Origin of the sequence: Lentisphaera marina, from assembly GCF_028745505.1 — a bacterium.
GTDB classification, from domain to species: Bacteria; Verrucomicrobiota; Lentisphaeria; order Lentisphaerales; family Lentisphaeraceae; genus Lentisphaera; species Lentisphaera marina.
In genome coordinates, this window is the sequence record NZ_JAQZZL010000002.1 from 2,362,345 (window position 1) to 2,387,174 (window position 24,830).

Here is a 24,830-nt window from a genome sequence, read left to right on the forward strand (position 1 = left end):
CGGCTTTTTGTGGTGACAAGCTGAAGAGGAGCCTTTTTTAAACACTCCTTGTGCCTCCTTTCTTACCTTTGTGGTGAGGGTCTGAAAGGGGGCCTTTTTGTATACATTTGAGAAGATATATATAGAAAAGTGCTCTTTTGTATACACGTTAGGACGATATGTATAGAAAAGTGCCATTTTGTATACATATCAAAAATCTGCGCCACAGCGATTCAGCGTGATAAATTTAGGTGAACAGGGCTCTATCCCTTGGAACTCCCCTGTAAGGACTTACTAGTCCTTAAGCAGGCGAATAAATAGCTCTATAGAAAACACCATCCGCGCGTGTGGCTGGACTGAGGCCCTAAAAATTTAATCTGCCCCTACGGCAGTAGCTACTTCTCGATGACGCCGCGGCCGAGGCAGATGAGATCATCGTAAAAAATGCAGGATTGACCTGGGGCAATGCCCTTATCTTTTTCAGCGAGCTTAATGAAAACGCGATCTTCGCCGAGGTCCATAATGCGCGCCTCAACGAGTTGTGGGCCATGACGGAGTTTGACTTTGAGATTGGTGTTTTGGGGAAATTTTCCTGAAGTCCAATGGACGGTATTAACCGTGACTTCGTCGCGAAGCTGATCTTCTAAACCATTCTTGTGAGAGATATACACAATGTTACTTTCTAGGTCTTTTTTAACCACATACCAAGGACCGCCAGAGAGACCTAGACCTGAGCGTTGACCAATGGTGTGAAACCAAACGCCTTTATGTTCGCCTTTTTTCTCATCGGTTTCAATTTCAATGATATCGCCCTGTTTTTCACCAAGGTGAAAGCGGACAAAGTCAGGATAAGAAATTTTACCCAAGAAACAAATGCCTTGTGAATCCTTGCGGACTTTATTGGGCAAGTCGTATTCTTCCGCTAATTCACGGACGCGACTCTTCATCAATGAACCAATGGGGAACAAAGCACGAGAGAGTTGAGCCTGACTGAGAGAAGAAAGGAAATAGGTTTGATCCTTAACGGGATCGGGAGCTCTGAGGAGCTCAAAAATGCCATCTTCATTTTCTTGAACTTGAGCGTAATGCCCCGTCGCTACTTTATCGTAGGACTCATCAATCGCATCGAAGAAGGCACCAAATTTTATGCGCTCATTGCAAAGAATATCTGGACTTGGTGTGCGACCTTGTTTGAGCTCGGCTAAAACGTAGGAAACGACGCGATCCATGTATTCTTTTTGTAGAGGTACCACCTGCAGAGGGATATCGAGTTCCTCGCACACGGCACGTACATATTGCATATCTTCTTCCCAAGGGCATTCACCGAGGAAAGCCATTTCGTCCTCAAGCCAAATCTTGAGGTAAAAAGCAGTGATCTCGTGACCGCCTTCTTCTTTGAGAAGGCGAAGGGCCACCGAGCTATCCACTCCCCCCGAAAGAAGCATAGCAATTTTCATTATTTAGCCCTGCATTTTAGGCTTAGGTTTGGGCAAATTGAGCTTGAGGTGAAGTTCCTTGAGCTGATCTTGTGATACAGGTGAAGGAGCATTCATCAATAAGTCTTGTGCCGAACCATTGAGTGGGAAAGCAATAATTTCGCGAATACTTGGCTCGCCAAGAATAAGCATTACCATGCGGTCAACACCTGGAGCAATACCAGCGTGAGGTGGTGCACCGTGGCGGAAAGCATTGATCATACCTGAGAAACTTGATTCAACTTCTTCAGCTGAGTAACCCGCTATGCCGAAAGCTTTGAGCATGATGTCGGGACGGTGGTTACGAACTGCGCCAGAGGAGAGCTCAATACCATTACAGACGAGATCATACTGCCAAGCGAGAACATCGAGTGGGTCCATTGTTTCGAGTGCTTCCATCTCGCCCTGTGGCATTGAGAATGGATTGTGACTGAACTCAACTTGTTTTGTTTCGTCGTTGTATTCAAACATGGGGTAATCAACGATCCAGCAGAATTTGAATTCTTTTTCGTCGAGTAAGTTGAGGCGCTGACCTAATTCATCGCGAACTGCAGCACAAATGCGACAAGCATTCTTTTCTTTGTCAGCAACAAAGTAAACCACATCGCCATCTTGAACGTCGCAAGCATCTTTAATGCTATTGATTGTTTCTTCAGAAAGGAATTTTGCAATGGGGCTACGAAGCTCACCATTTTCAAAAATCAGGTAACCGAGTCCTTTCGAACCAACTGATTGAGCAAAAGTAATCATCTTGTCGTGGAACTTACGTGAAGCACCTGCGTGGTTCGATACTTTCATTGCACGGACAACGCCACCTTTTTTCACTACAGAAGCAAAAGCGGTGAATTCTGAATCGACAAAGGCAGGTGAAATATCGCTAATGATAATCGGGTTGCGCAAGTCAGGCTTATCAGAACCATATTTGAGCATGGATTCTTTGTAAGGAATACGAACGAATTCTTTCTCACTTGATTTCCAAGGCGTGAAGTCTTCGAAAGTGCCAATGATAACTTCTTCAATTACTTTGAAAACGTCATCCTGAGTCGCAAAAGACATTTCCATATCGAGCTGATAGAATTCACCTGGGGAACGGTCGGCACGTGCATCTTCATCGCGGAAACATGGGGCAATTTGGAAATACTTATCAAAACCAGAAACCATGAGCAATTGTTTGAATTGCTGAGGTGCTTGCGGAAGCGCGTAGAATTTTCCTGGGTTTAGACGTGAAGGGACTAGGAAGTCACGTGCACCCTCGGGTGAACTTGCGGTAAGAATAGGAGTTTGGAACTCGTTAAAGCCAAGACCTGTCATACGCTGGCGTAAACCAGCAATAATTTTTGCACGCGTAATGATGTTGTGGTGCATACGCGAAGTACGCAAATCGAGGTAACGGTGCTCGAGGCGCATGGCTTCGGGCATTTCCATTTCGAGGGCAACATTGAACGGCATGTGCTCAACGCGACTTTCCATTTTTAATTCTTTAGCAATAAGCTCAACTTCACCCGTTGGAATTTTGCTATTGAAAGTTTCTTCATCACGTAAAACAACTTCACCTGTTACAGTGATCACTGATTCTAGCTTCCAGTGATGAACGTCCATGTGAAAATCTTCTTGTGGGTTGATAACAACCTGTGTAATTCCGTAGTGATCACGTAAGTCAATGAAAACAATACCACCCATATCGCGCACGCGGTGTATCCATCCAGAGAGGCGAGCTTTTTGGCCAGCGTCATCTTTGCGCAAGTCGTTGCAGGAGTGACTTCTGTAAGTATGCATATTAAACCTGTATATAACTTTTTATCTATTAAAATCTTAAGAACCCGCAATATAGGAGAAGATTTTAGTATTTCTACAGGGCTAGGCAAAGAATTGGGCAATTGCAAAAGCGACTCAAACTTGCATGAAATCTTATCTTCATTAGGAGTGAGAAAAATAACTTAATTATTTTTTTAAAACTACTTAAAAATGTCTTAATAATAAGAACTTATAAATATGTAAGAGTCCGTTAAAGAACTTATAAATACTTTTAAAAGGAAGGAATTATTTTCATGCTACAAATACCTGGATACAAAGCCCTTCATCTGCAGAACTTAACAGTAAATGATTGCCACTAGGCAACCCTTCATTATTGATTTAATCAATGATGGACTAAGAATTAATTGTTTATATAAATCTACCTTGTTGATTTAGCTTATGGGCGTCAACAAAAAAAGTGAGCGTTATGATGAAAACAAAAAAAATCTGTATTGAAAACCTTTTAGAAGACAAAGCGATCTTTGAACTTTCGGCACCCTTGCTCAACAAAGTTCTGAAATTTAATAAATTAGACGATGTCTATCAACAAATCGAAGCTAGTGAAAGCAGTGAAGAGTTTATTGATAAAGCTTTAGACATCTTAAATATTCATCTCGATTTAAATCATGAAAACCTAGCAAACATCCCAAAAGAGGGTCCCACAATGGTGGTATCCAATCATCCATTTGGCGGTATCGATGGGCTCATCCTCCTACGTTTAATCAAACATGTTCGCCCCGATGTAAAAATCATGGCCAACCACTTTTTGTCACAGATTGATGCTGTGAGCCAGGATTGCATTTACGTGGATGCCTTCAATAAAAATAATGAAAAAAATCATCGCCCCATGCGTGAATCTCTGCAGCATTTAAGAAATGGAGGCTTGCTAGCCGTATTTCCCGCGGGTTCAGTTTCTCATTATCACCACGAAGATCACCGCGTCAGTGATGATGAATGGAATCCCGCTATTTTCCGCATGGCAAAGATTGCAAAAGCTAGTGTAGTTCCCGTCCACTTCAAAGGACGCAATAGCCTATTATTTAATGCCTTGGGTATGATCCATCCCCTTGTTCGTACAGCTTTACTCCCACGTGAACTTAGTCGCGAAGGTCGCAAAGTTCATGTCAAAATTGGTGGCCCGATCAATCCCCCTAAACTGAGATCTTTTGATAATGATCAAGAGGGTATTGCCTTCTTGCGCTTACAAAGCTTATTACTGAATACTGAACTTAAGAAGAAAGATTTTGATTTCAGCAATACTGATCAGGCTCCCATTATTGAAGCTTGTCCCAAAGAGATCCTTAAAAAAGAAATCGCTCAATTGCCTGCACTAGCTAAACTCCATAGTTACAAAGAGTTCGATGTTTACTGCAGTCATGTCAATAAGATTCCAAAGCTCATGCAAGAGATTGGCCGTTTGAGGGAAATTACTTTCCGTCGCGCCAATGAAGGCACTGGAAAAGAATTGGATATTGATAAATATGACGATTCCTATGAGCAACTCTTTATCTGGAATCGAGATGAGAGCGAAATCGTGGGAGCCTATCGCATTGGCCGCGTCAATGAATTAGGGCTGCGGGGGCTCTACACCTCAAACTTCTATAATTACTCGCCTGAGTTTTACAAGAAGCATGAAATGAGCTTAGAAATGGGTCGCTCTTTCGTTAGTCCAGACTACCAGCGTAAACCTTACTCTCTGCTTTTATTGTGGCGTGGGATTGGCGCATACATGATGCGAAATCCGCAATATCGCTATCTCATTGGGGCCGTTTCAGTCAGTAGCGATTATAGCGCCGTGTCCCGAGCTCTCATTGCTGAATTATTATTAAGTGATGATCAAGACGTCTGCCCCAAACAAAAAATGAAACTCCACAAGTTTAATCGCGAAATCCGTCGCTATTGCCAAATGCTAAATATATCCAATCCCGATCAACTCTCGGCAATGATTCGCAATATTGAGCCAGATAACAAGGACATCCCCCCTCTCGTAAAACACTACATGAAGCTCGGTGGGGAGTTTTGTTCTTTCTCTGTTGATGAAGATTTCGGAGGCACTCTAGATGGTCTGATTATAGTCGACTTGCCAAATGCACCCGCTAAAAGTCTTCTCACTTACCTCGGAGAAAATTATCAAAATTACTGTGATCAACACGCAAGACCAAGCTATGCCTAATTGGTAAAGATCTAAAGCCAAGCTAGCTTACTAGCCTCAAGTCATACATTGGCTTGAGGCTATTTTAATTTAAGTTTTTAGGTATTATTCTGAGTAAAAAAATTCGCATTTTGGGCGTCGATACTTCACTGCGATCCACTGGTTACGGGATTATTGATCTCTTTGAAAATGGTAGCATGAATGCAATTGATTGTGGCATCGTCAAAAACAAAGCCAAACTCAGTCAGTTGGATTGTTTAAAACGCTTACATGTTGCCGTCACTCAACTCATTGAATTATATAAGCCAGATCATATCTCGATTGAAGGAACTTTTTATTCCAAATTTGCTAAGACTGCAATGATCCTTGGCATGGCTCGCGGCTCAGTTCTCAGTGCCTTGGCCGGAACCGATCTTCCCGTTTGGGAATATTCACCCAAACGCGCCAAGCAAGCCATCACGGGTTCTGGCGATGCTTCCAAAGAACAAGTTGCATTTATGATTGCGGGTATTTTACAAGCAGATGTTTCTCAAATTAATGATGATGCCACTGATGCTTTGGCTCTGGCCGTTTGTCACGGCCAAGCCATTCTTTCTCCTACTTCGGGAAAATTGGGTACGCCGCTTTAGAAACCTTTGCCAAAAGTATCGATCATGAGCTTGCGAACTTCCGCAGGATCAATTTCACTCTGATGACGATAAATGATTTCACCACCAGGCTTGATGATAATTGTGTAGGGAATCGGACCTTCCCATTTGGCATCCAAAGCTTTTATTAAGCCATCCGCATCCTTACCGTCAAAAATGTAGTTGTTACTTGTGCGACCTTCTTTCTTCAGACCTTTGGAAATGCGACGAGTGACAGCCGCATTTTCACTCTGTAAAAATTTTAGAGCTTTCTCTTTACGCTTTAAATCGTCAATACTAATAGTAATTAGTTCAAAATTGCGGTATTCGAATCGACGGTTGAGTTGTACGAGGTCAGGAAATTCAGCCATGCAAGGACCACACCAAGTTGCCCAAACATTGATCATTCTAATTTTATCCGTCTTATTCTCAACGAGTTTTTTCACTCCGGCTACATCGATTTCTTCCAGCGTAATTTCCTGTTTTTCCCACTCTTCGTTATAAGCTTTCACTGCCGATTCTTTTTCGAGCCACTTGGTACTACAGCCATTGACCTTTGTATCTGTCACAGCGGGTTCTTTACCCTCGAGCAAGGCATCGATCGCATTGATCGCATCGTGACTTTTAATATCTTGGCCGCTTTTATCGTCATCGAAACGTCCCTGATAACGGACCTTGCGATTTTCATCTAGAATGAAAAAGTGAGGGGAAACTCGAGGACCGTAAGCATTGGAAACTTCCTGCTTATCTCCATCATAGAGGTAGGGGAAATTATACTGTATTTTCTTAGCTCGAACGATCATGTCTTCGTAACTATCATCCTCAACACTGAAACCCAACTCATTGATGCGCACTCCTTTCGGTGCTGCTGAGGAAATTGCGACTAACTGAAAACTCTTACCTTTGTAATCATTCGCTAATTTAACTAGGCGTTCCTCATAAGCCTGCGCAGAAGGGCAGTGATTACAGGTAAAAGCCAACATGAGGACTTTTGAATCTTTGTATTCATCCATATTATGCATCTTGCCATCGACACCTTTCAAATTAAAGCTTGGTCCCTGTGCGCCAACTGCAATAGTTGGTTTTGGTGCCGCAAATAAATTTAACGCGGTTAAAACTAATATAAATAAATACTTCATGATCAATCCCTTATTAATTTTTTCTTGACATTAGTGCCTTAATTCTAATTTTGAAACTTAGCTTCATAGAAAAATTTGCCTGTAAATATGACAGCCTAAATCTAAATGAATTAGCAAAAATTAAATCGCATTCATTCATTTCAATATTAAAATAGACTAGTAAAAAAATAAGGAGAAGGATACTGGATATGGAACATAACCCCTACCAAGTTAGCGAAAGTAATATAGATAACATGGCCTCAACTGATCGCATTAAAGGCGTCGGAGTTGAAGGTGAGTACCTCGTCTGTCAACATACTGCGATACTTCCAAAGCGCTGTATGATTACTAATGAGGAGCTCAAAATTTCTGATAAAGCGATTGTCAAGAAATTGAGCTGGGCAAGCCCATGGATCTACTTATGTATTTTACTGAATATCATTATTTTACTCATCGTGTATTTCATTGTCCGCAAAAAACTGGAAATCACTTATTACTTAAAAGACGAAGTTAATGAGCAATTTAAGAAGAAGAAAAACTTTCACCTCTGCATTGCTTTTGCGAGCCTAATCAGCGGTATTGCCTGTATTGCATTGGCGCCACCCGATATTCAGGGGTTTGGCTTTTTAGGTATCTTGGGATTTTTAATTTTTCTATGCGTGGCTTCAGCGAAAGGGACACATTTCACCATCAAGAAGTTCAAGAATGGCAAGTTCTATATTAAGGGCGTTCACCCAAGCTACTTAAACTTCATTCGCCAGCAGAATCGCGTTTAAAAGAATTTTATTTCTACCTTTTCAGAACTGCATAAATCTATAAGCTTTTGCGGCTTGTCTGCGAGCTTATTTGAAGCTAGTGAAATCTTGTTGGGTTCCAACAAGCTTAGGGCTCGTATGTACGCATCTTCATTTAAGTTGTCACCTAAAAACTCAGTTCTAAAACCCTGTTCACGAAGAATGATTTCTTCCATGTGAGCTAGACTTAAATTTCCGTCTCCTAGTGTTCCAACTAATACATAGGGGGCGGATTCATCAGGCAAGGCTAATAAGCCACCCAAAAAGTACAATACGCCTTGAAGACTCTGTTCACTTCTTTTAAACTGAAAGTCATCAAGTTCTGCATTCACATGACTCTGGTTCCATTGCTCTATTGCCTCACGAAATACTTCATTAAAAATCATTTCCAAACTCATTCCGGCTAAAAATAAATCATAGGGAATAGCACGAATTGCTTTAGCATCACAGCTTAATAAAGCTTGATAAAATAAATCTTTGGCTTCCTGAAGTTTCCCAGATTTGCGTGCCGCGCTAATACCTGAATCAATCACCTCTGGATGAACGAGCTCTTTATTATTATCCTTGAGGTATTGCTGAAGGGATAATAAGGAAATTTTTCTGTGCCCACCGGAAGTTTTTTCCGCTTTTATCAAGCCTTTATCTACCCATCGCTTAATACTCGCCTCACTCACCGCGAGAGCTTGCGCAACTTCTTTTGGGCTAAATAAACGTTGGTTCATAGTTTTCTTCTTCTTTAAAAATTCTGTTCTAATTAGAAAACAAAAATTACAATTTTCTAGATAATAGTTTTACAAATTTAAGCTTTTTACAATCACCTTAATTCTGTTTTATTGTGAGGTTTAGCAAAAACCATTTGGGCGACACCGATGACTCGCTCCGAAAAGCCTCCTTCACAATAGGCAAAATACATTTCCCACATTCTTAAGAAATCTTCTCCAGCCATTTCTTTGATACGGGCTCGATGGTTCTGTAAGTTTTTCCCCCAGTGATTGAGAGTTCTTTCATAATCTCCCGTATAATCACGGTGATCTAATAAACGCATATCACTATCTGACCTGACGCAAGACATCACTCTTTCGACGGAGGGAATACACGAACCTGGGAAAATATATCGTTTGATGAAATCGACTTCTTTTCGTGCTGAATCATAGCGTTGGTCCGGGATCGTAATCACTTGCATGAGAAAGAGGCCATCGTCTTTCAATAGATTCGAACATGAACTAAAGTAATTTGGTAAGTATTCGTGGCCCACCGCCTCAATCATTTCGATAGAAACTAGTTTATCAAATTGCCCGTCAAGGTCGCGATAATCCTGCATGAGAACAGTGATTTTGTCTTCTAGATTTTTTTCCTTCACCCTCTCAACCGCTTTGTTATATTGCTCCTGAGAAAGTGTGGTTGTCGTTACTCGGCAATCATAATTTTCGGCAGCAAATATGGCTAATGCTCCCCAGCCTGTACCAATTTCTAAAAGGTGATCATCACTCTGTAGTTTGAGTTTATCACAAATTGTCTTTAATTTAAATTGTTGCGCCTCATACAAAGTGGCATCTTCATTGGGGTAAATTGCTGAAGAATACATCATTGTTTCATCTAAAAAGAGCTCAAAAAAGTCATTGCCTAAATCATAGTGAGCTTCAATATTTTTGCGTGAACCCGTACGAGTGTTTCGGCTCAACCAATGCAAGCCACGAAGGAAAGGATTGATTAAGCGCGGTAAAAAACCATCAATCTTGTCCACTACATCCATATTGGCCGCAAATAAACGAATGAATTCACTCAGATTATTACTCGTCCACTCTCCTCTGATATATGATTCCCCACAGCCCAAGCTTCCTCCCAATACAAAATCACTGAAAACAGAGTTTTTATGAATGTTTATTTCCGCATCTATAGTGCCATCTATTTGTCCGAAAGTATGAGTTTCTCCAGCATGGTGCATAACTAAGTGACCACGTTTAATTTGTGAAAGCACTTTTATAAATAATTTTTTACACAACTGATCTGGTAGTGAAAGACGCTTCGCTAATAGTGATTTGTTGGTTGCTAATTTTGTATTATCCATGTCTAGGCTCCTTGTGCTCATCAGCACTTAATTGGGGGTGATCGTAAAAGGGTACTTTTTTCATTTTTAAGCGCAGGGCTTGATAGTAAATTCCCCAGATGACTTTCAAGGGAATAAGTGGATATAAACAGGCATACTTCAGAGCGCGTGCAGTTGACCACTCATGACGCTCCAATTGCATGTCCACATCAAACATTTTTTTGTCAGAATGAAAGTTTTGCATATTGATGGCTAACTTTTCTTTGGCATCGCCAAATACCCAATGATATTTGATATCCATGGGCATAAAGGGAGAAATATGAAAATCTTTCTCAAAGTCTTTATGATTTTTCTCTCGCATATCAATGCAATAAGAATGGCGTTGATTCCAAGGAGTATTATTAATTTCGGCAATTATGGCTTTAAGCTTTTCGTCCTTACCATAACAATAATAAAAACTTACCGGGTTATAACAAATACCAAAGTACTGTAAATTCGTTAAGATACAGACTTCGCCATCGAAGTGAAAATCTAAGTCAGCACTCACTTTATCACGGCAAGCTTCTAGTAAATCTTCTTTCGAGGAGCGCAAGTAATTTTTCCTTCGAAATGAAACAATTGAAGGCCACTTACTTCTTGATAAAAATGGTCCTTTACTAAATATTTTTTCGGCTTCACTAAGTTTTATCCATGACAGGTAAATCTTATACGTGAACTGATGTTCAGCAGGAGAAAAACGTCTATGGCGAACCCAACCTGAATAGATTGCTGATTGTGTGAAAGGCTTCATGTTGCTAAAACCTCTCGGACTCGTTTTGCCGCATCCAAGCCCGACATCACACCATCTTCATGAAAGCCAAATCGCCAATAAGCTCCAGCAAAGAAACTACGATTATGTCCACTAATCTCATTTTTTCTTGCTTGGGCTAATACCCCTTCTAATGTAAAAACGGGATGGCTATAAGTAATCGTTTTAATTATTTTGGCAGGGTCAATTTTATCGTAATTTAGGCTAACATTATAAACTTTGTCACAGTCTAAGGACTGCAATATGTTCATGTTGTAAGTCAACTTAGCCTGTTCCTCTACTCCGGGTTTTTCTAAATGGTAATTCCAGGCTGCGTGAGCTAACTTTCTTTTGGGCAAGACTTTGTCGTCCCAATGTAAAATAGCTGTGTTTTTATCATAGGGAATAGCACCTAAAATTTCCGCTTCTTTGTAGTCGCCTCCCTCTAAGATTTTTAGGGCTTGATCACTATGACAAGCAAATACGACTCCATCAAAAATTTCTGTTCCCCGTTTGCTACTAAGTTTAACATGGTCATCAAACCTCTCTATTTTGCTAACTTCGCAATCAAGATGAATATTATCTTTAAAACCTGCAATCAAAGGTGCTACATAAGAGTTCGATCCTCCTTTGATAACACGCCATTTGGGCCTTTCATCTACGGATAAAAAGCCATGATTTTTAAAGAAATTTAGGTAAAAACGAAGTGGAAATTTTTCGACTGATTCTCGTCCTGCAGACCAAATGGCCGCCGTCATGGGAAAGAGGTATTTCTCCTTAAACATTTTTCCGTAGGGACGTATAAATTCTTCTAGGGTAGTAGCATCCTGTTCATTTGCTTTTTCCAACCACGATAAAGCCGCTTTATTAAAGGCTAATATATCCTTAATCATTTTCCAAAATTTGGGGCTTAAAACATTACTTCTTTGGGCGAACAAACTATTCAAGTTTGTTCCATTGTACTCTAAGCCAGAGTCTTCGCATTTTACTGAAAAACTCATATCACTAAATTGTGATTCGACACCTAACTCCGTCATGAGTTTGATAAATTCGGGATAAGTCCAATCGTTAAATACGATAAAACCTGTATCAATGGCTAATTCTTTATCGCCCTCGGGTACTTTTATAGTGTTGGTGTGACCCCCAATATAAGTAGCTTTATCATAGAGGTGGACTTCATAATCCTGCTGTAATTTATAAGCAGTCGTCAAGGCGGATATTCCCGTTCCAATAATGGCAATTTTTTTCATTTAACAAAACTCCTGCAGATGCGAAATTGTAAAAAGTGGGGTAAACAAGCAATAAACTTCAACAAATATGTGAAGCGCTTGGGAAAATGAATCACTGGCTTACGCTTTAAGATACCTTGACAGATTTCTCGCCCTGCTCGCTCTGCGCTCACTAAAAAAGGCATCGGAAAATCATTTTTATCTGTCATGGGTGTTTTTACAAAGCCTGGACAAATGATACTGACATCAATCCCATAGTTTGATAAATCGAGTCTTAAGCTTTTCAGAAAATAGTAAGCGGCGGCTTTGGAAGAACCATATGCTTCGGCTCGCGGCAAAGCCAACCATGCTACTGAACTTGCCATTCCCACAAATTGACTGTTATCGGTCTTTTTTAATAAAGGTAAGGTGACTTGAGCTGCTTTAATCATACCATGAAAATTGATGTTCATCATTGTCTTAAAATCACCTGGTTTAATATCAACATCATCAACATAAATGCAGTCTCCCGCATTGTAGATGAATATATCTAGCTGCCCATACTCTTGAGAAATTTGATCCGCGCATTGTTGCCAATCTTCTTGTGAATTTGCATCGCATTTCAAAGCTTTCACACTTCCTTGAAGTTCCTCGACAACTTGACCATCACGAGATGAAATGCACAAACGGGCACCAAGGACAAGGCATTGCTTTGCTACCTCTAAGCCAATACCTGACTTAGCTCCACATATCCATATCACTTTATTATGCAATGATTTGTTCATTTTAATCTCATTTTGTTAAAAGCAGTTTATAGTAAACATTATGACCCTAATTCATAAAAAACAAAACAAAAACGTTCAAAACGTTCATATTTTTTGAAAAGTGGTATACCTTTAGGAAAAATTTGGATCAGACCATATGCAAAACAAAAACACCGCAGCTAAAACTTGCCTTTTTACAGTAGGACTTCTCTACGGCATATTTGGGGTTATGTTTATCAGTGCCCCTGAGAAATTTGCACCCTCTCTGGGCTATACTAACATTGATTTGAGTGCGCAAATAGAGATCATCGCTGTGTATGGAGGTTTGGAAATCGCTATTGCACTAGCAGTCTTTTGGGGACTTTTTAAAAACAATGCGAAATCAGCTGCATATTTATGTCTCATCTCGCTCTTGGGTTTTGCTGGAGGACGCTTGATAGGAATCAGCCTTCATGGATTAGAAGGTAATCACCTTAGTTTTTTAGTTTTAGAAATCGTTTTAGCTCTTATGTCATTTTATTCATACAGGAAATTACAAACATGAAAAATAAATTTATCATTACCAGCGTAGCTATTTTAAGTCTATTTTTACTTAGTAGCTCGTGCACCGTCGGAACTAGCGAGGTTAAGGTTACTGAAAAAAATTATTTCCCTAAAGTGGGCGGTTTAGACCTCCAGGGGAATGAGCAAACTTTCCCACAAAGCTTAAAGAAAGATCAAACCATCTGTATCGTTGCTTTTGAACGCTGGCAACAAGCTTGGGTCGATGAGTGGTATGCTAAAATAGAAACAGCCGTAGATAAATCTCCCGAGACTTTAGCCTACTATGAAATCCCAACCATATCCAAACTGAGTGCTCCCGTTCGTTGGTGGATTTACCGTGGCATGCGTGGTGGAATTACATCTGAAAGGATGAGGTCACAAGTTATTACCCTTCATATTGATAAGGAGCCCTTTAATAAACATTTAGATATTACCGATGAAAAAATTGTCTACGTTTATGTTTTAGACCCAGAAGGTAAAATCCTATATAAAGATCAAGGTCGCTTTTCACAAGAGAAATGGCTAGAACTGCAAAAATTTCTGGAGAAAAAATGAATTTTAAAACCATTATTGCTATGCTAGATAGCGACGCTTTAGATCAAGTTGAGAACCCCTCTGATGAAACTGATTTTAAACGTATCCTACCTTTTATTTTACTGCATTTTGCTGCCCTATCAGCTTTGTTAGTCAGCTTCAGTTGGGCATGCGTAGCCCTACTCGCCCTTTCTTATTTTATTAGAATGTTTGCTATAACGGGGTTTTATCATCGTTACTTTTCACATAAAACTTTTAAAACCACACGACCTGTACAATTCTTTTTTGCTTTCTTAGCTTGTGCTTCAGTTCAACGTGGTCCCTTATGGTGGGCATCCCACCATCGTCAACACCACCGCTTTTCAGATAAAGAAGAAGATGCTCACTCTCCTGTACAGAGATCATTCTGGTACAGTCACATGGGTTGGTTCTTAACTGAAAAACACTTTCCCACGAATAAAAAATACGTGCGTGATTGGATGAAGTTTAAAGAGTTAGTTTTTCTCAATCGTTTTGATTGGTTTGCACCCGTAGTTTATGCTTTTTCTTTTATAGTTTTTGGAAAACTCTCTTCGGTCTATTTTCCTGAATTAGGTTTAAATGCGGGAAATTCTTTCGTCTGGGGATTCATAATCTCAACGTTGGTTCTCTATCACGGAACTTTCACTATTAATTCACTCGCACACAAATATGGATCTCGTCCCTACGAAACAGGTGATCAAAGTCGTAACAATTGGTTTTTGGCAATGATTACTCTAGGCGAAGGTTGGCATAATAATCACCACCACTTTCCAAATACAATTCACCAAGGTTTTCGCAAACGCGAGTTAGATATTACCTATTACATCCTTTATCTAATGAAATGCCTTGGCTTAGTTTCAGACTTTAAACCCCTTCCCAAAAATCTTAAATAGCAAAATAAATTACTCAATTAGGACTTTTATGAAAACTTCCTCTTTTTCAAAAACATATTTCGTACGCCTGCATGAAACTGATCTTGGCGGTATTGTTCACCATAGCAATTACTTTCACTGGATTGAAGAGACTGAATACGCCCTCTTTGAACATATTGATGAAGCGGTCGTTGGTGAATTTGACGAAAACTTAGAAGGAAGTGGTTGGCCACGTAGTGAAATGAACATCAAATTTATGCAGCCAGTCAAATTTCGCGATGAAATCCGTGTTGATCTTAGCATAAAACGGATTCGTTCAGCTGCCATTGTTTACCAAGTAGATATGTTCCGTATTAATAAGGATAATTCCGAAGATAAGGTTCTGACAGGAAACTACACCGCTACTTGCTGCCTTTATGATGGGACTTTTCAAAAACCACCACGGGTCATCCCCATCCCTGATAGTTTTTTAGCAAAGATAGAAAAAGTCTAAATCTTGATTTCCAAACTTTAAAGATCTAGATTCATTCACTATTGAAGAGGAGGTGAATGATGCGATACAAACCCTATTTTGTCGAAAGGCACAAACCAAACTTGAGTTTTCTTAAACGGAAGAAAGGTCAAAAGCGTAAAAAACGCTTGCGTTTAAAATTGGGTAAACTCAAAGCAATACGAATTAAAAGTAAAGATAGCGCAGTTCGCAAAATACTCTGCGCACTCATTTTAACTTCCACGATTTTGAGTCTTATTTTTCCTCCTGTATTCTACCTCACCATTGGAATCATTGGCATATGCTTTTTTCTAGCCTGCTGTAAAGCTCTTTTTTATATTTCTGTTATCAAAACAAATAAAAAAGGCGATTCAAAATGAATCGCCTTTGGCTACTTACTTAGAAGAGTTTAATAATCGTCGATTTCTTCGAGAATCTCTTCTTCGTGACGTCTTTCAATATTACCTAGATGCTCACCTTTATGATTGTGGTGATAAGTCTCGAGTTTTTTCTCGAGTTGGCGATCGAGACGATCGACAGCATCGGCAATTGATTTATACATGTCATCAGTTTCAGCATGGGCATCTAAATTAATTTTATTGCCATGGAGAACTATTTCCACTTTGAATTTTCCGTGGCCATGGGATAGAACGACTTCGGCCTTGTTGAGTTTAGGATAGCTGACGCGCATATTGGAGAGGTGACTCTCTACGCTGTCTTTTAATGCTTCTGTGAGTTGGAGGTTTTTTCCTGATACGATTGATCCTTTTGCAAAAGTCCTGAATTAGAGTGATTAAAAAGTTCATCCAGGATAAATCTTAAGATCTCGCTCACATGTATCTCGAAATTGGATACATGTGAGTATAAACAAGCCAAAAATGGACGCAAGTTGATCATGACGTATAGTTTTATGTTAGTTGCTAAATAGTCTTGAAGAGTTGGTTTGCTGTTATTGCAATAATGCCAAACATTAGATGAGTCATGACTTTTGCATGTCCTCGTACTCTGATCATCCTACCACCATAGTTGTCTTTTAAGTTCGAAAAGACTCTTTCAACAGATGACCGCTGTTTGTACCGTTCTTTTTCAGGCGGGTCAAAAATCTTTTTCTCCCCAGTTTTTCTAGGATTGTGATCAATAATAGATTTATGTCCTAAAAGATGGCTGAATTTATGGATAGAAGGTGAATCATAGGCTGCATCCATTAAATCATATAAATTAGTTATGCGTTGTGCGCTAATCTGTGCTAAAGGGATTGCCGCTTGGCTGTCGTGTAAAGACGCTGAACTCAATAGGCCTGCGACTGGTATATCTCCATCAATACAATCTAAGTGAAGCTTGTAGCCTTTCCATGAAACTTTATAACCATTACTGTTTTTCTTTGTCCCTTTATTACAGTGCGTTGGGAGCTCTTTTAAGTTTTCTTCAAGTGACCGGTCGACCTGCTTTTCCACTACGGTTTTTTCTTTAATTCGGATCTCACCTTTTTTAGGCCGCCCTCGTTTCTTAGGGGCTTTAGGCTCAGCCCCTGGTTCAGACATGACTTTTTCTCTAGCTTCAATTGCTGAAGAATCTCTACTAATGTGCGGTACTAAGGTGTCTCCACAATGTTTTACCACTAAGAATTCATGGATTCTTTGGCAGAGCTGAGAGGCGGTGATTTCTGCAAATACTCTAGAAAAAGTACTTTCATGAGGAAGCTGTTTTGCAAATTCCCAACCACATAAACGACGTATCTTTGTACTTGATTTGAGAAAGTCTATAAAAGATCTTGTTGTATCGAAGTTATAAACGGATTTGGCTATGTAAGCTTTCACTATATTAAAATGATCTTTCGGAGGTCGCCCAAATCCACACCATTCAAATTCATGGCTGAACTGATCAAGCTCAGTTATTGTGCAGATGCGAACAAACTCTTTCTCTTTCTTAGTTAATTCTCCGCCTAAAAGTTCTTCTAAGCCTGGAAATAAATACTTTTCTATGGTATCCCATAAGCCGGGTAGATTCATGTTTTTTCTCTTTTTGTTTTGGTAACTATTGAGATAACATGTTTCTACTTTTATTCAGCTTGTTTTATGACTTTTGCAAAAGGCTCGATTATATCCATTATATGTTTCCTCATCTTTGGAGTTTACGTTTGGGAAACTTTTTCCTGTTGGAAGCCACTTCCCACTATTAAAGAACTACTAGAGCGAATGAAAAGCAAGGATCTTTTTAACAATTCTCTAACAAAAAAAGCCTCTTTAAATTTACAGAAATCAGTCTATTATTAGACATCTTTTTGAAAGTACGCTACTTACAACAAAAATTCGGAAAAATCATATGAATGTCATAAAAATAAAAATTCTCTCTTATATAAGAAATATGAGGAAAATTATTTTTGCCTGCCCTCTCTGCAGTGAGAACAATTCACTCATTCACGATGAGCTAAATGACGCAGCAATTTTAATTGATTTTAAATGCCCTAATTGTGCTCGTAGCTTTCGCGGTGACTTTTCAGCTCTTACTGAACTCGAACAACACTTTCACGGCAAAAAATGAAATCGACTCTTTGGATTTTAGTGACAGTTACTGTGGCGCTAATGGGAACAACTGGCTGGCTCCTCTGGGAAAACGATCAACTCAAACAAAATAAAGCTTTATTAGAAACGCAAGTTTTCGAACTAGAGGAACACAAAGCTAGTTTAGAAGATCACCTTTCCACAAAAGAGAAAGAACAAATCCAACTTTCTCAAACACTTGATCAAGAGATCAAAAAACAAGAAGCCATGATTCAGGCGCATCAACAAACACTCGAAGAATTTAAACAGAGTGTAGAAGAAGAAAAAGAAGAGATGTCGACTCTGCACGGCAAGTTGGTTGAGGAACTACAAAACGAAATCACGAGTCGTGAAATTAAGCTTAGGGAACTCAATGGTCGCATTAGCTTAAGTATGGAAAATAAAATCCTCTTCCCCTCTGGTACCGCCAACTTGGGGGATCGTGGTTCTGAGGTTCTCCAAAAAATTAGCGATGCATTAAGCGAAACGACAGATCATATTATCCGTGTCGAAGGTCACACTGATAATGTTCCTTTATCAGGTAAAGGTCTTTATAAAAGTAATTGGGACTTATCTGCGGCTCGAGCTTTATCAGTTGTTAATGAATTACTTGCCACTCGACAACTCAACTCAAAGAATATTGAAGCTGTGGCCATGGGCGAGTTTCACCCCATAGCCGATAACAATACTAAAGAAGGGCGAGCCCAAAACCGCCGAATCGAAATTTATTTAAGTCCTAAGCCTGACACAACATCATTGACAGAATCAATACCGAACGATTCAATTATTGATTAGTCCGCAAACACTCTTACTATTATATTTAAGGCAGCTAAAAACAACGGAGCCTCAAAAGCAAATGAAACCCCAAACACGCCGATTAATGCCAGTCGCCTTCGCGAATTTCTTCGGCACACTCAATGATAATGCCTTTAAGAATATTTCCATATTAATTATGGCAATGGCCATAAGTGATAGCAGTGAAGAACTCATCCTCAATGCTCGAATTTCAATCGTCTTTACGGTTCCCTTTATCCTTTTCTCTGTTTTTGCCGGCTGGGCAGGCGATCGTTTCTGTCGACACAAAGTCATGGGAGTTGCCAAGGCTTGTGAACTACCCATCATGATTATTGGTGCATCCGCAGTGATGCTCTATGACTCAGCTAATCCCAATCCTATACTTGGAGGCTTACTCTATTCCTGTGTGTTTTTAATGGCTCTTCAATCCACTTTTTTTGTTCCTGCACGTGCCAGTATTATGCCTCAGCTCTTCAACGAGCAAGAGATCAAAGATGCCAATGGTAAGTTAGAGCTACTCAATTTCGCGGGCATTATTTTGGGGACCGCCCTCGCTGGTTTTTGCGTGACTTATAGAGCCTTCAACCTCATCCTTCCTATTTTTGCCATCATTGGTTGGCTTTTTATTCGCAAGACTCAAGCTGTTGAAGCAGCTAACCCTCAGCTCCCTTTTTCACTTAACCCCATAAAAGAACTCGCCGGACCATTAAAAACTATTCGCCAAGATAAAGGACTACTTGCCGCCGCTATTGGAGAAACCGTTTTCTACAGTATTGGCATTGTTTTAGTCTTTGCCATCCTAACTTTGGGTAAATATGACCTGATGCTCAATGATATTGAGCGCTCGCTCATGCTGCTCCCTCTCACTTTTGGTATCGGCCTTGGTTGCTTTATTGCTGGTCGACTGAATCATACCACCATGAATCGTGGACTTTGTGTTCCCGGCCTCATGGGAATGACTTTTGCACTCTGCCAACTCATTGCCACCTCCAACCCTACTGTCGCTAGTCTCTGGATCCTTGTTGCTGGTTTTTTTGGCGGACTCTTCGTACTTCCTATTAAAGTTTACCTTCAAGAAGAAACACCTGAAGCAGAACGCATGCGTATCATGGCTGCTGAAAATGTTCTTGTTTTCCTCGGGATGTTATGCACCACTTGGTTGACCTATGAATTTGGTAAGCGCAGCGCGGATCTCACCTCACATTCAGTCATATGGATCTGTGCCTTAGCTTTAGCACTCACCTGTATTCCGGCTGCGATTATTCTCTCAAACAACTTCCTTCGCCTCATGGTGCTCGGCCCCATTCGCCTCAATTACCGTATTCGCGTGAGAGGTTTAGAGAATGTTCCCCACGAAGGTCCTTTGCTCTTATTGCCCAATCACTCCACATGGATCGATGGATTTTTACTTTCTGCAGCAGTTCCTCGTAATATTGTCTTCATGATTGATTCTACTTACTACTATAAACCTTTGTTAAAGCCATTTTTTGAAATGTTCGATTTCCTACCTGTTAACGCGGGGCGCAAATCTGTACTTCAATCTCTTGAGGCGGGAAAGCAAGCTTTAGCTGATGGTAAAGCTTTGTGCCTATTTCCCGAAGGTGTTCTAACTCGCTCAGGCTTTATGAATGAATTTAAAAGCGGCTTCCAGCGTGTCCTCAAAGATAATGATGACGCCACTGTACTTCCCGTTTATATGGGAGGTACCTGGGGAAGTACCTTCAGTTTACGTGGCGGGGAACGCTTAAGTTTAAGCAATACTGCGGGTCCACTACCTCCCAAAATCAGCATTCATGTAGGTGAAGAAGTCCCTCACGATATCCCAGCTTTAGATCTTTGGGAAAAAGTTAAAGAGCTCGAATTTATTGACCATAAAGTACGTGCCGATGAAAATGTTCCCGGCCCAGTGAAATTTATTCAACATGTTAAATTTAATCCCTTTGGCTCTATTTTCATCGATCCTGATAAGGGCCCGATCAAGAACTTACCCCTTTTGATTAAAATTTTAGCGCTCTCCGGAAAAATCAAAAAGATTCAAGGGAAAAAGGAATACACCTCTATCTTGCTTCCCAATACTGTAGCCGCAGTAAGTTCTGCCCTCGCCGCCTACTTCCAGGAATCCGTACCCGTCTTTTTGAATTCAACTGTTTCCAAAGATGGTTTGGCACATGCCCTTAAAACCACGGACTGTCAATATGTGGTGACTTCTAAGCTCGCTATCAAAAAGATGAATATTGATTTACCCGAGACCTGTACCCCCATCTATCTTGAAGATATTGCCAAAAGCATCACTAAAGTCGATGTGATTAAGGCTTTGCTCAGCATTGCCCGTCCTACATCTTGGATTTGCAAAGCTCGCATTGACGATACGGCCACAATCCTTTTCTCTAGTGGCTCGACAGGAACGCCAAAAGGCGTTGAGCTCAGTCACTTGAATGTGAGTTCCAACTTGGATTCACTTGGTATGGTTTGTGACCTCAATCAAAATGATGTGGTTTTGGGACATATGCCCTTGTTCCATGCCTTTGGTTATCTATCGGCATTTTATCTCCCCATTAGTCAAGCGACTCCAACTGTGATGCAGGCCAATCCTCTCGACGCCAAAGCCGTCAGTGAGAACATGGGTAAATATGGTTGTTCTATTTTATTTGGTACTCCGAGTTTCCTCGCCAATTATACTCGCAGATGTAAAAAAGAAGACTTCAATAAGCTTCGTCTCGTTCTTGTCGGTGCCGAAAAACTGAATGCGAACACCGCACAAGAGTTTTTTGAGAAATTTGGGATTCTACCCACCGAGGCCTATGGCGCAACAGAACTTGCTCCGGGTATAAGCTTCAATGCCCCCGTAAAAATATGGGAACTGGGCAAAAAGCATTTACGAGATAATTCAGTGGGACGTCCTCTTCCTGGCATTCAAATTAAAACAGTTAATCCAGATACTCTAGAGGATTTAGCTAATGGAGAAGCTGGTCTTCTCTTAGTCAGAAGTCCAAGTACTATGCGTGGTTACCTTAAAGACCCTGATCGTACAAAAGAAGTTTTGAAAAATGGTTGGTACATTACCGGAGATATTGCCTCTATTAATCGCGACGGTTCTATCCAATTACAAGGTCGCCTCTCACGCTTTAGTAAAATTGCTGGTGAAATGGTTCCTCATGGTGCCGTCGAAGAAGCTTTACATCAAGAAGCCAACACAGACCCATCGCAACTCGCCGTCATGGGAGTTCCCGACGAAGCTCGGGGTGAAAAGTTAATTGTTTTGTTCACGGAGCTCGATAAAGATATTGCCGAAATCATTGAAGGTTTAAGAGCTCATGGGCTACCAAATCTATGGATTCCAAAGCCTCAAAACTTTATACAAATTGAAGAAATCCCACTTTTGGGTTCCGGAAAAGTAGATCTCAAGGCTCTTAAAGACTTGGCAATCAAAATGGTAGAAAAAAATCAAGCAAAAAAATGAGCCTCTGAAAATTTACTTTGAAAAATCATATAGTCAGTTTGATGAAATAGCGAAATCGCATTAGATTCAGCACTCGCTTAACTGGACACTATGGTTTTTATTGTTCAAATCCGGTTAATCTAGACACTTTTAATTATAATGTAACAAGGAAAATAAAATGAAAAGAACTTATCAGCCTTCAAAGTTGAAGAGAAAAAGAATGTGTGGTTTCCGCGCTCGTATGGCAACTAAGAGTGGTCGTAAACTTATCGCTAGAAGAAGATCTAAAGGTCGCGCTAAGCTCACACAAGCCTAATTTGGCCTCCTGAAAGGTGACTCAACCCTCTCAAGATTCTAATAAAAAAAGCTTACTCACGCTCAGTTCTGACTTAAGCTTTTCTAAATCTCACAGGCTCGTAAAAGGACACGAATTTCGCTACATGCGAGAAAACGCTGAAAGCATACGCGGGAAGTCCATTATCTTATGTTATGCCCCAGCACCTGATAGCCAAAGAAGGCTTGGGATTGTCGTTAGCAAAAGATTTCACAAGCACGCAGTAAAGAGAAATCGCGCAAAAAGAATCATTAGAGAGGCGTACCGTCACCTTCAGGATAAACTTCCGAATAACTGGTTTGTTATTATATCCCGGGCCCATTTATCGGGTAAGAGCTCCATCGAGGTACAGGAAGAGCTCTTAAAACTTATCGACAAAAGCAACTTAGTGTGAAGAAAGAAAATTTAGCAACGCGATTCGCAATGCTAATTGTATGGCTCTATCAAAAATGCCTCTCCCCCCTCTTTCCTCCTGTTTGTAGATTTCATCCCAATTGTTCGAATTACTCACGTCAAGCCTTAAGCACTCATGGTTTTATACGCGGCTTATACTTGACAATAAAAAGAATTTTTAAATGTCACCCTTTCTATAAGGGCTCGAACTATGATCCAGTTCCCGAAAAAAAGGTGACTCAAAAAGAGAAATAACTCTTATGGATAAGAAAGGATTAGCCTGGCTACTTGCCTTAGGCCTTTCACTCTACCTCATTCTCAATACTGAGAACGAAAAAATCAATCAAAAGTTTTTTGGCATTGAAGCTCAGGCTCAAGCTCCTCAGCAAGAAAATGCTGATAGTGCTCTAAGCGAAGATAACGCACCTGCCACAATAAACGCAGATGAAAAAGCTCCTACTGAAGAAAAGCAGGCTGCACTCAAAGCAGTAGCTAAAGACGCTCTATCGAAAGAAGCGCCTGCAGAATTAGCACAAGCAGAGCTTCCTGTACACAGCTTAAGTGTAGGAGATAACTTTGTCTTAAATATACGTCCTGGTCAAGGCTTAAAAGATGCCCAACTCAATGAGTATTTCACTACTAGTGAGAAAGATAAAAACGTTAAAATTGGTGATCAAAACACACCTAGTTTCAACTTTTCTGGCGTTGCTGAAGAGTGGCAGTTAGTCAACTTACGCGTTAAAGAGAAAAGTCAGAATAAGTTAGTAACGGAAGCTGCTTACACATATGAAGGTCAAAGTTTTGCCGTTCAAAGTACTTGGGCCTTAACAGAAGATTACCACTTTGCTTTAAACCACAAGCTTATCAACACCTCAGACAAAACCCTAAACATTAGCGGTCTTTACCTTAACTGTGGTTACGTCCAACCCGTTCAGATGGGAGAACATGGCTTCTTTACACAACAAGCTATTGGTAATGACCAAGCCATTGATACCATCCTCAAAAAAGACCGTAAGATTGAGACACATCTTAAACACGGCATTGTCGATGACATTAAAGATAAGCTTGAAGATGCTGCCGAAGAAGGTCGCGTCCTTAAAGATCCTTACGCTATTTACCAGCCTGAAGAAGGCGATAGCTTTGACTGGATTGCTGTAAAGAACCAATACTTTGCTTTTATTGCCGATACGAGTGATTCTTTTTCAACGGTAAGAACGAAAACAAAAGAAATCATTTCGCCCCTTAAAAATGAAGATGGCAGTCAAGATAAATACGACCTACTCTTTGCTGAAGGCCAAATTGAAGACTTTAAACTCATCCCAGGCGAATCCAAAGAGGTCGCACTCGATATCTTTGCAGGTCCTCAGGAAATTCACATTTTAGAAAAGCTCGGTAGTGATAAAAAAGGTATCATGCAACTCAACATGTTCATGAACATGAAAGTATCTTGGTTAGGTTTCCTATCTGAAATGATTCTCAAAGCTCTCTTCTTTTTCAATGGCTTTGTCAATAGTTTTGGTCTCTCTATTATTTTACTTACTATTACAGTTAAACTCCTCTTCTGGAAATTAACTAATAAGAGTAATCGCTCTATGAAGAAAATGGCTGTTCTTGGTCCTCGCATTAAGGAAATTCGCGAAGAAAATAAGGACAATCCACAAGTTATGAATCAAAAAGTCATGGCCCTTTACCGCGAGGAAGGCGTTAACCCCGCAGGTGGTTGCTTACCCATGCTCTTACAGATGCCCATCTTCATTGCACTCTTTAATGCACTTCGCAGTGCCATTGAACTACGCCACGTAGAGTTCCTTTGGATTATGGACTTATCACAGCCCGATACCTTAGGTTTCATTCCTGGCGTCCCCATTAGACCCCTCGTTATCATTTGGGCTCTATTAATGCTTGTTCAGCAGAGAATGACTCCTTCCTCTGCGGACGAAACCCAGAAAAAAGTCATGATGTTTATGCCTATTATGATGCTGTTCTTCTGTTACGGCATGCCAGCTGGCCTCACACTTTATTGGTGCTTCCAGTCACTCATGACACTCATTCAATACAAACTCAACAACCGGACTACAGACGGCACTCCAGCTCCAGCTACTGCCGCTAAATGATTAGGAGAAAT

25 protein-coding genes are annotated in these 24,830 nt (G+C 40.4%); 15 read left to right on the forward strand and 10 right to left on the reverse strand.

Annotated elements, in window-relative coordinates; translation table 11 throughout:
* Positions 1–374: 374 nt before the first annotated feature.
* On the reverse strand, positions 375–1,436 hold the full coding sequence (mnmA, locus tag PQO01_RS20615; protein WP_274316113.1) for a tRNA 2-thiouridine(34) synthase MnmA: 1,062 nt from the start codon (positions 1,434–1,436) through the stop codon (positions 375–377).
* A gap of 3 nt (positions 1,437–1,439) precedes the next feature.
* Positions 1,440–3,230: an aspartate--tRNA ligase gene (gene aspS / locus PQO01_RS20620; protein WP_274316114.1), complete on the reverse strand. Its 1,791-nt coding sequence runs from the start codon at positions 3,228–3,230 to the stop codon at positions 1,440–1,442.
* Positions 3,231–3,675: 445 nt separating this feature from the next.
* On the opposite strand from aspS, the gene PQO01_RS20625 reads away from it, so the two are divergent.
* Entirely contained in the window at positions 3,676–5,421 is a 1,746-nt protein-coding gene (locus PQO01_RS20625; RefSeq protein WP_274316115.1) for a lysophospholipid acyltransferase family protein, read from the forward strand.
* A 110-nt stretch (positions 5,422–5,531) separates the two neighbouring features.
* Entirely contained in the window at positions 5,532–6,029 is a 498-nt protein-coding gene (gene ruvC, locus PQO01_RS20630; RefSeq protein WP_274316116.1) for a crossover junction endodeoxyribonuclease RuvC, read from the forward strand.
* Here ruvC and PQO01_RS20635 read toward each other — a convergent pair.
* Positions 6,026–7,165, reverse strand: a complete 1,140-nt coding sequence (locus PQO01_RS20635; RefSeq protein ID WP_274316117.1) for a redoxin domain-containing protein — start codon at positions 7,163–7,165, stop codon at positions 6,026–6,028. The two genes, ruvC and PQO01_RS20635, sit on opposite strands and share 4 nt — an antisense overlap.
* Positions 7,166–7,353: 188 nt before the next feature.
* Between PQO01_RS20635 and PQO01_RS20640 the strand changes: the two genes are divergently transcribed.
* Positions 7,354–7,920: a hypothetical protein gene (locus tag PQO01_RS20640; RefSeq protein WP_274316118.1), complete on the forward strand. Its 567-nt coding sequence runs from the start codon at positions 7,354–7,356 to the stop codon at positions 7,918–7,920.
* On the opposite strand, the gene PQO01_RS20645 is transcribed toward PQO01_RS20640, so the two are convergent.
* The 5 genes from PQO01_RS20645 to PQO01_RS20665 form a co-directional block, all read right to left on the reverse strand.
* Positions 7,917–8,660 carry a helix-turn-helix domain-containing protein gene (locus tag PQO01_RS20645; protein WP_274316119.1) on the reverse strand — a complete coding sequence of 248 codons (744 nt, stop codon included), beginning with the start codon at positions 8,658–8,660 and terminating at the stop codon, positions 7,917–7,919. The two genes, PQO01_RS20640 and PQO01_RS20645, sit on opposite strands and share 4 nt — an antisense overlap.
* 92 nt (positions 8,661–8,752) lie before the next feature.
* A complete protein-coding gene (locus PQO01_RS20650; protein WP_274316120.1) occupies positions 8,753–10,006 on the reverse strand; it encodes an SAM-dependent methyltransferase in 1,254 nt (417 codons plus the stop codon).
* Positions 9,999–10,775 carry a DUF1365 domain-containing protein gene (locus PQO01_RS20655; protein WP_274316121.1) on the reverse strand — a complete coding sequence of 259 codons (777 nt, stop codon included), beginning with the start codon at positions 10,773–10,775 and terminating at the stop codon, positions 9,999–10,001. The genes PQO01_RS20650 and PQO01_RS20655 overlap by 8 nt, the downstream gene beginning before the upstream one ends.
* Complete coding sequence (locus tag PQO01_RS20660) at positions 10,772–12,022, reverse strand: NAD(P)/FAD-dependent oxidoreductase (RefSeq protein WP_274316122.1); 1,251 nt, start codon at positions 12,020–12,022, stop codon at positions 10,772–10,774. The genes PQO01_RS20655 and PQO01_RS20660 overlap by 4 nt, the downstream gene beginning before the upstream one ends.
* Positions 12,019–12,765, reverse strand: coding sequence for an SDR family NAD(P)-dependent oxidoreductase (locus PQO01_RS20665; protein WP_274316123.1), 747 nt, complete (start codon positions 12,763–12,765; stop codon positions 12,019–12,021). Before PQO01_RS20665 ends, PQO01_RS20660 begins: the two co-directional genes overlap by 4 nt.
* A gap of 136 nt (positions 12,766–12,901) precedes the next feature.
* Between PQO01_RS20665 and PQO01_RS20670 the strand changes: the two genes are divergently transcribed.
* The 5 genes from PQO01_RS20670 to PQO01_RS20690 are packed head-to-tail and all read left to right on the forward strand — an operon-like array spanning position 12,902 to position 15,584.
* Positions 12,902–13,288 (forward strand): DUF4345 family protein, encoded by a 387-nt coding sequence (locus PQO01_RS20670; RefSeq protein ID WP_274316124.1) that lies wholly within the window; start codon positions 12,902–12,904, stop codon positions 13,286–13,288.
* Positions 13,285–13,842 carry a hypothetical protein gene (locus tag PQO01_RS20675; protein ID WP_274316125.1) on the forward strand — a complete coding sequence of 186 codons (558 nt, stop codon included), beginning with the start codon at positions 13,285–13,287 and terminating at the stop codon, positions 13,840–13,842. The genes PQO01_RS20670 and PQO01_RS20675 overlap by 4 nt, the downstream gene beginning before the upstream one ends.
* Complete coding sequence (locus tag PQO01_RS20680; RefSeq protein WP_274316126.1) at positions 13,839–14,735, forward strand: acyl-CoA desaturase; 897 nt, start codon at positions 13,839–13,841, stop codon at positions 14,733–14,735. Before PQO01_RS20675 ends, PQO01_RS20680 begins: the two co-directional genes overlap by 4 nt.
* 28 nt (positions 14,736–14,763) lie before the next feature.
* On the forward strand, positions 14,764–15,207 hold the full coding sequence (locus tag PQO01_RS20685) for an acyl-CoA thioesterase (protein ID WP_274316127.1): 444 nt from the start codon (positions 14,764–14,766) through the stop codon (positions 15,205–15,207).
* 56 nt (positions 15,208–15,263) lie between these two features.
* A complete protein-coding gene (locus tag PQO01_RS20690; RefSeq protein ID WP_274316128.1) occupies positions 15,264–15,584 on the forward strand; it encodes a hypothetical protein in 321 nt (106 codons plus the stop codon).
* Between the two features lie 29 nt (positions 15,585–15,613).
* Here the strand turns inward: PQO01_RS20690 and hpf are convergent, their stop codons facing one another.
* Together hpf and PQO01_RS20700 are read right to left on the reverse strand one after the other, a co-directional pair.
* Positions 15,614–15,964, reverse strand: coding sequence for a ribosome hibernation-promoting factor, HPF/YfiA family (gene hpf / locus PQO01_RS20695; RefSeq protein WP_274316159.1), 351 nt, complete (start codon positions 15,962–15,964; stop codon positions 15,614–15,616).
* Between the two features lie 160 nt (positions 15,965–16,124).
* A complete protein-coding gene (locus PQO01_RS20700) occupies positions 16,125–17,213 on the reverse strand; it encodes a transposase (protein ID WP_274312032.1) in 1,089 nt (362 codons plus the stop codon).
* 313 nt (positions 17,214–17,526) lie between these two features.
* Between PQO01_RS20700 and PQO01_RS20705 the strand changes: the two genes are divergently transcribed.
* From PQO01_RS20705 to PQO01_RS20730, 7 genes are all read left to right on the forward strand, one after another.
* The gene (locus tag PQO01_RS20705; protein ID WP_274316129.1) at positions 17,527–17,745 is read left to right on the forward strand and encodes a hypothetical protein; all 219 of its coding nucleotides are present in this window, start codon (positions 17,527–17,529) and stop codon (positions 17,743–17,745) included.
* On the forward strand, positions 17,742–18,539 hold the full coding sequence (locus PQO01_RS20710) for an OmpA/MotB family protein (protein WP_274316130.1): 798 nt from the start codon (positions 17,742–17,744) through the stop codon (positions 18,537–18,539). The genes PQO01_RS20705 and PQO01_RS20710 overlap by 4 nt, the downstream gene beginning before the upstream one ends.
* A gap of 61 nt (positions 18,540–18,600) precedes the next feature.
* Positions 18,601–21,999, forward strand: a complete 3,399-nt coding sequence (locus PQO01_RS20715) for an MFS transporter (protein WP_274316131.1) — start codon at positions 18,601–18,603, stop codon at positions 21,997–21,999.
* Positions 22,000–22,156: 157 nt separating this feature from the next.
* A complete protein-coding gene (gene rpmH / locus PQO01_RS20720) occupies positions 22,157–22,294 on the forward strand; it encodes a 50S ribosomal protein L34 (RefSeq protein ID WP_007278291.1) in 138 nt (45 codons plus the stop codon).
* Between the two features lie 16 nt (positions 22,295–22,310).
* Positions 22,311–22,706 (forward strand): ribonuclease P protein component, encoded by a 396-nt coding sequence (rnpA, locus tag PQO01_RS21700; RefSeq protein WP_420792926.1) that lies wholly within the window; start codon positions 22,311–22,313, stop codon positions 22,704–22,706.
* A 29-nt stretch (positions 22,707–22,735) separates the two neighbouring features.
* On the forward strand, positions 22,736–22,960 hold the full coding sequence (gene yidD, locus PQO01_RS20725) for a membrane protein insertion efficiency factor YidD (protein ID WP_274316160.1): 225 nt from the start codon (positions 22,736–22,738) through the stop codon (positions 22,958–22,960).
* 5 nt (positions 22,961–22,965) lie between these two features.
* On the forward strand, positions 22,966–24,819 hold the full coding sequence (locus PQO01_RS20730; protein WP_274316132.1) for a YidC/Oxa1 family insertase periplasmic-domain containing protein: 1,854 nt from the start codon (positions 22,966–22,968) through the stop codon (positions 24,817–24,819).
* The last annotated feature ends 11 nt before the right edge of the window (positions 24,820–24,830 follow it).

Excerpts from the sequence above, each read along its gene's own strand:
- mnmA (WP_274316113.1), bottom strand. The coding sequence starts at position 1,436 with ATGAAAATTGCTATGCTTCTTTCGGGGGGAGTGGATAGCTCGGTGGCC.
- PQO01_RS20680 (WP_274316126.1), top strand. The coding sequence starts at position 13,839 with ATGAATTTTAAAACCATTATTGCTATGCTAGATAGCGACGCTTTAGAT.
- PQO01_RS20700 (WP_274312032.1), bottom strand. The coding sequence starts at position 17,213 with ATGAATCTACCCGGCTTATGGGATACCATAGAAAAGTATTTATTTCCA.
- PQO01_RS20670 (WP_274316124.1), top strand. The coding sequence starts at position 12,902 with ATGCAAAACAAAAACACCGCAGCTAAAACTTGCCTTTTTACAGTAGGA.
- PQO01_RS20660 (WP_274316122.1), bottom strand. The coding sequence starts at position 12,022 with ATGAAAAAAATTGCCATTATTGGAACGGGAATATCCGCCTTGACGACT.
- PQO01_RS20650 (WP_274316120.1), bottom strand. The coding sequence starts at position 10,006 with ATGGATAATACAAAATTAGCAACCAACAAATCACTATTAGCGAAGCGT.
- rpmH (WP_007278291.1), top strand. The coding sequence starts at position 22,157 with ATGAAAAGAACTTATCAGCCTTCAAAGTTGAAGAGAAAAAGAATGTGT.
- yidD (WP_274316160.1), top strand. The coding sequence starts at position 22,736 with ATGCTAATTGTATGGCTCTATCAAAAATGCCTCTCCCCCCTCTTTCCT.
- PQO01_RS20705 (WP_274316129.1), top strand. The coding sequence starts at position 17,527 with ATGAATGTCATAAAAATAAAAATTCTCTCTTATATAAGAAATATGAGG.
- PQO01_RS20685 (WP_274316127.1), top strand. The coding sequence starts at position 14,764 with ATGAAAACTTCCTCTTTTTCAAAAACATATTTCGTACGCCTGCATGAA.
- PQO01_RS20625 (WP_274316115.1), top strand. The coding sequence starts at position 3,676 with ATGATGAAAACAAAAAAAATCTGTATTGAAAACCTTTTAGAAGACAAA.
- PQO01_RS20640 (WP_274316118.1), top strand. The coding sequence starts at position 7,354 with ATGGAACATAACCCCTACCAAGTTAGCGAAAGTAATATAGATAACATG.
- PQO01_RS20665 (WP_274316123.1), bottom strand. The coding sequence starts at position 12,765 with ATGAACAAATCATTGCATAATAAAGTGATATGGATATGTGGAGCTAAG.
- PQO01_RS20645 (WP_274316119.1), bottom strand. The coding sequence starts at position 8,660 with ATGAACCAACGTTTATTTAGCCCAAAAGAAGTTGCGCAAGCTCTCGCG.
- PQO01_RS20690 (WP_274316128.1), top strand. The coding sequence starts at position 15,264 with ATGATGCGATACAAACCCTATTTTGTCGAAAGGCACAAACCAAACTTG.
- PQO01_RS20675 (WP_274316125.1), top strand. The coding sequence starts at position 13,285 with ATGAAAAATAAATTTATCATTACCAGCGTAGCTATTTTAAGTCTATTT.
- PQO01_RS20655 (WP_274316121.1), bottom strand. The coding sequence starts at position 10,775 with ATGAAGCCTTTCACACAATCAGCAATCTATTCAGGTTGGGTTCGCCAT.
- PQO01_RS20730 (WP_274316132.1), top strand. The coding sequence starts at position 22,966 with ATGGATAAGAAAGGATTAGCCTGGCTACTTGCCTTAGGCCTTTCACTC.
- PQO01_RS20635 (WP_274316117.1), bottom strand. The coding sequence starts at position 7,165 with ATGAAGTATTTATTTATATTAGTTTTAACCGCGTTAAATTTATTTGCG.
- aspS (WP_274316114.1), bottom strand. The coding sequence starts at position 3,230 with ATGCATACTTACAGAAGTCACTCCTGCAACGACTTGCGCAAAGATGAC.
- PQO01_RS20710 (WP_274316130.1), top strand. The coding sequence starts at position 17,742 with ATGAAATCGACTCTTTGGATTTTAGTGACAGTTACTGTGGCGCTAATG.
- PQO01_RS20715 (WP_274316131.1), top strand. The coding sequence starts at position 18,601 with ATGAAACCCCAAACACGCCGATTAATGCCAGTCGCCTTCGCGAATTTC.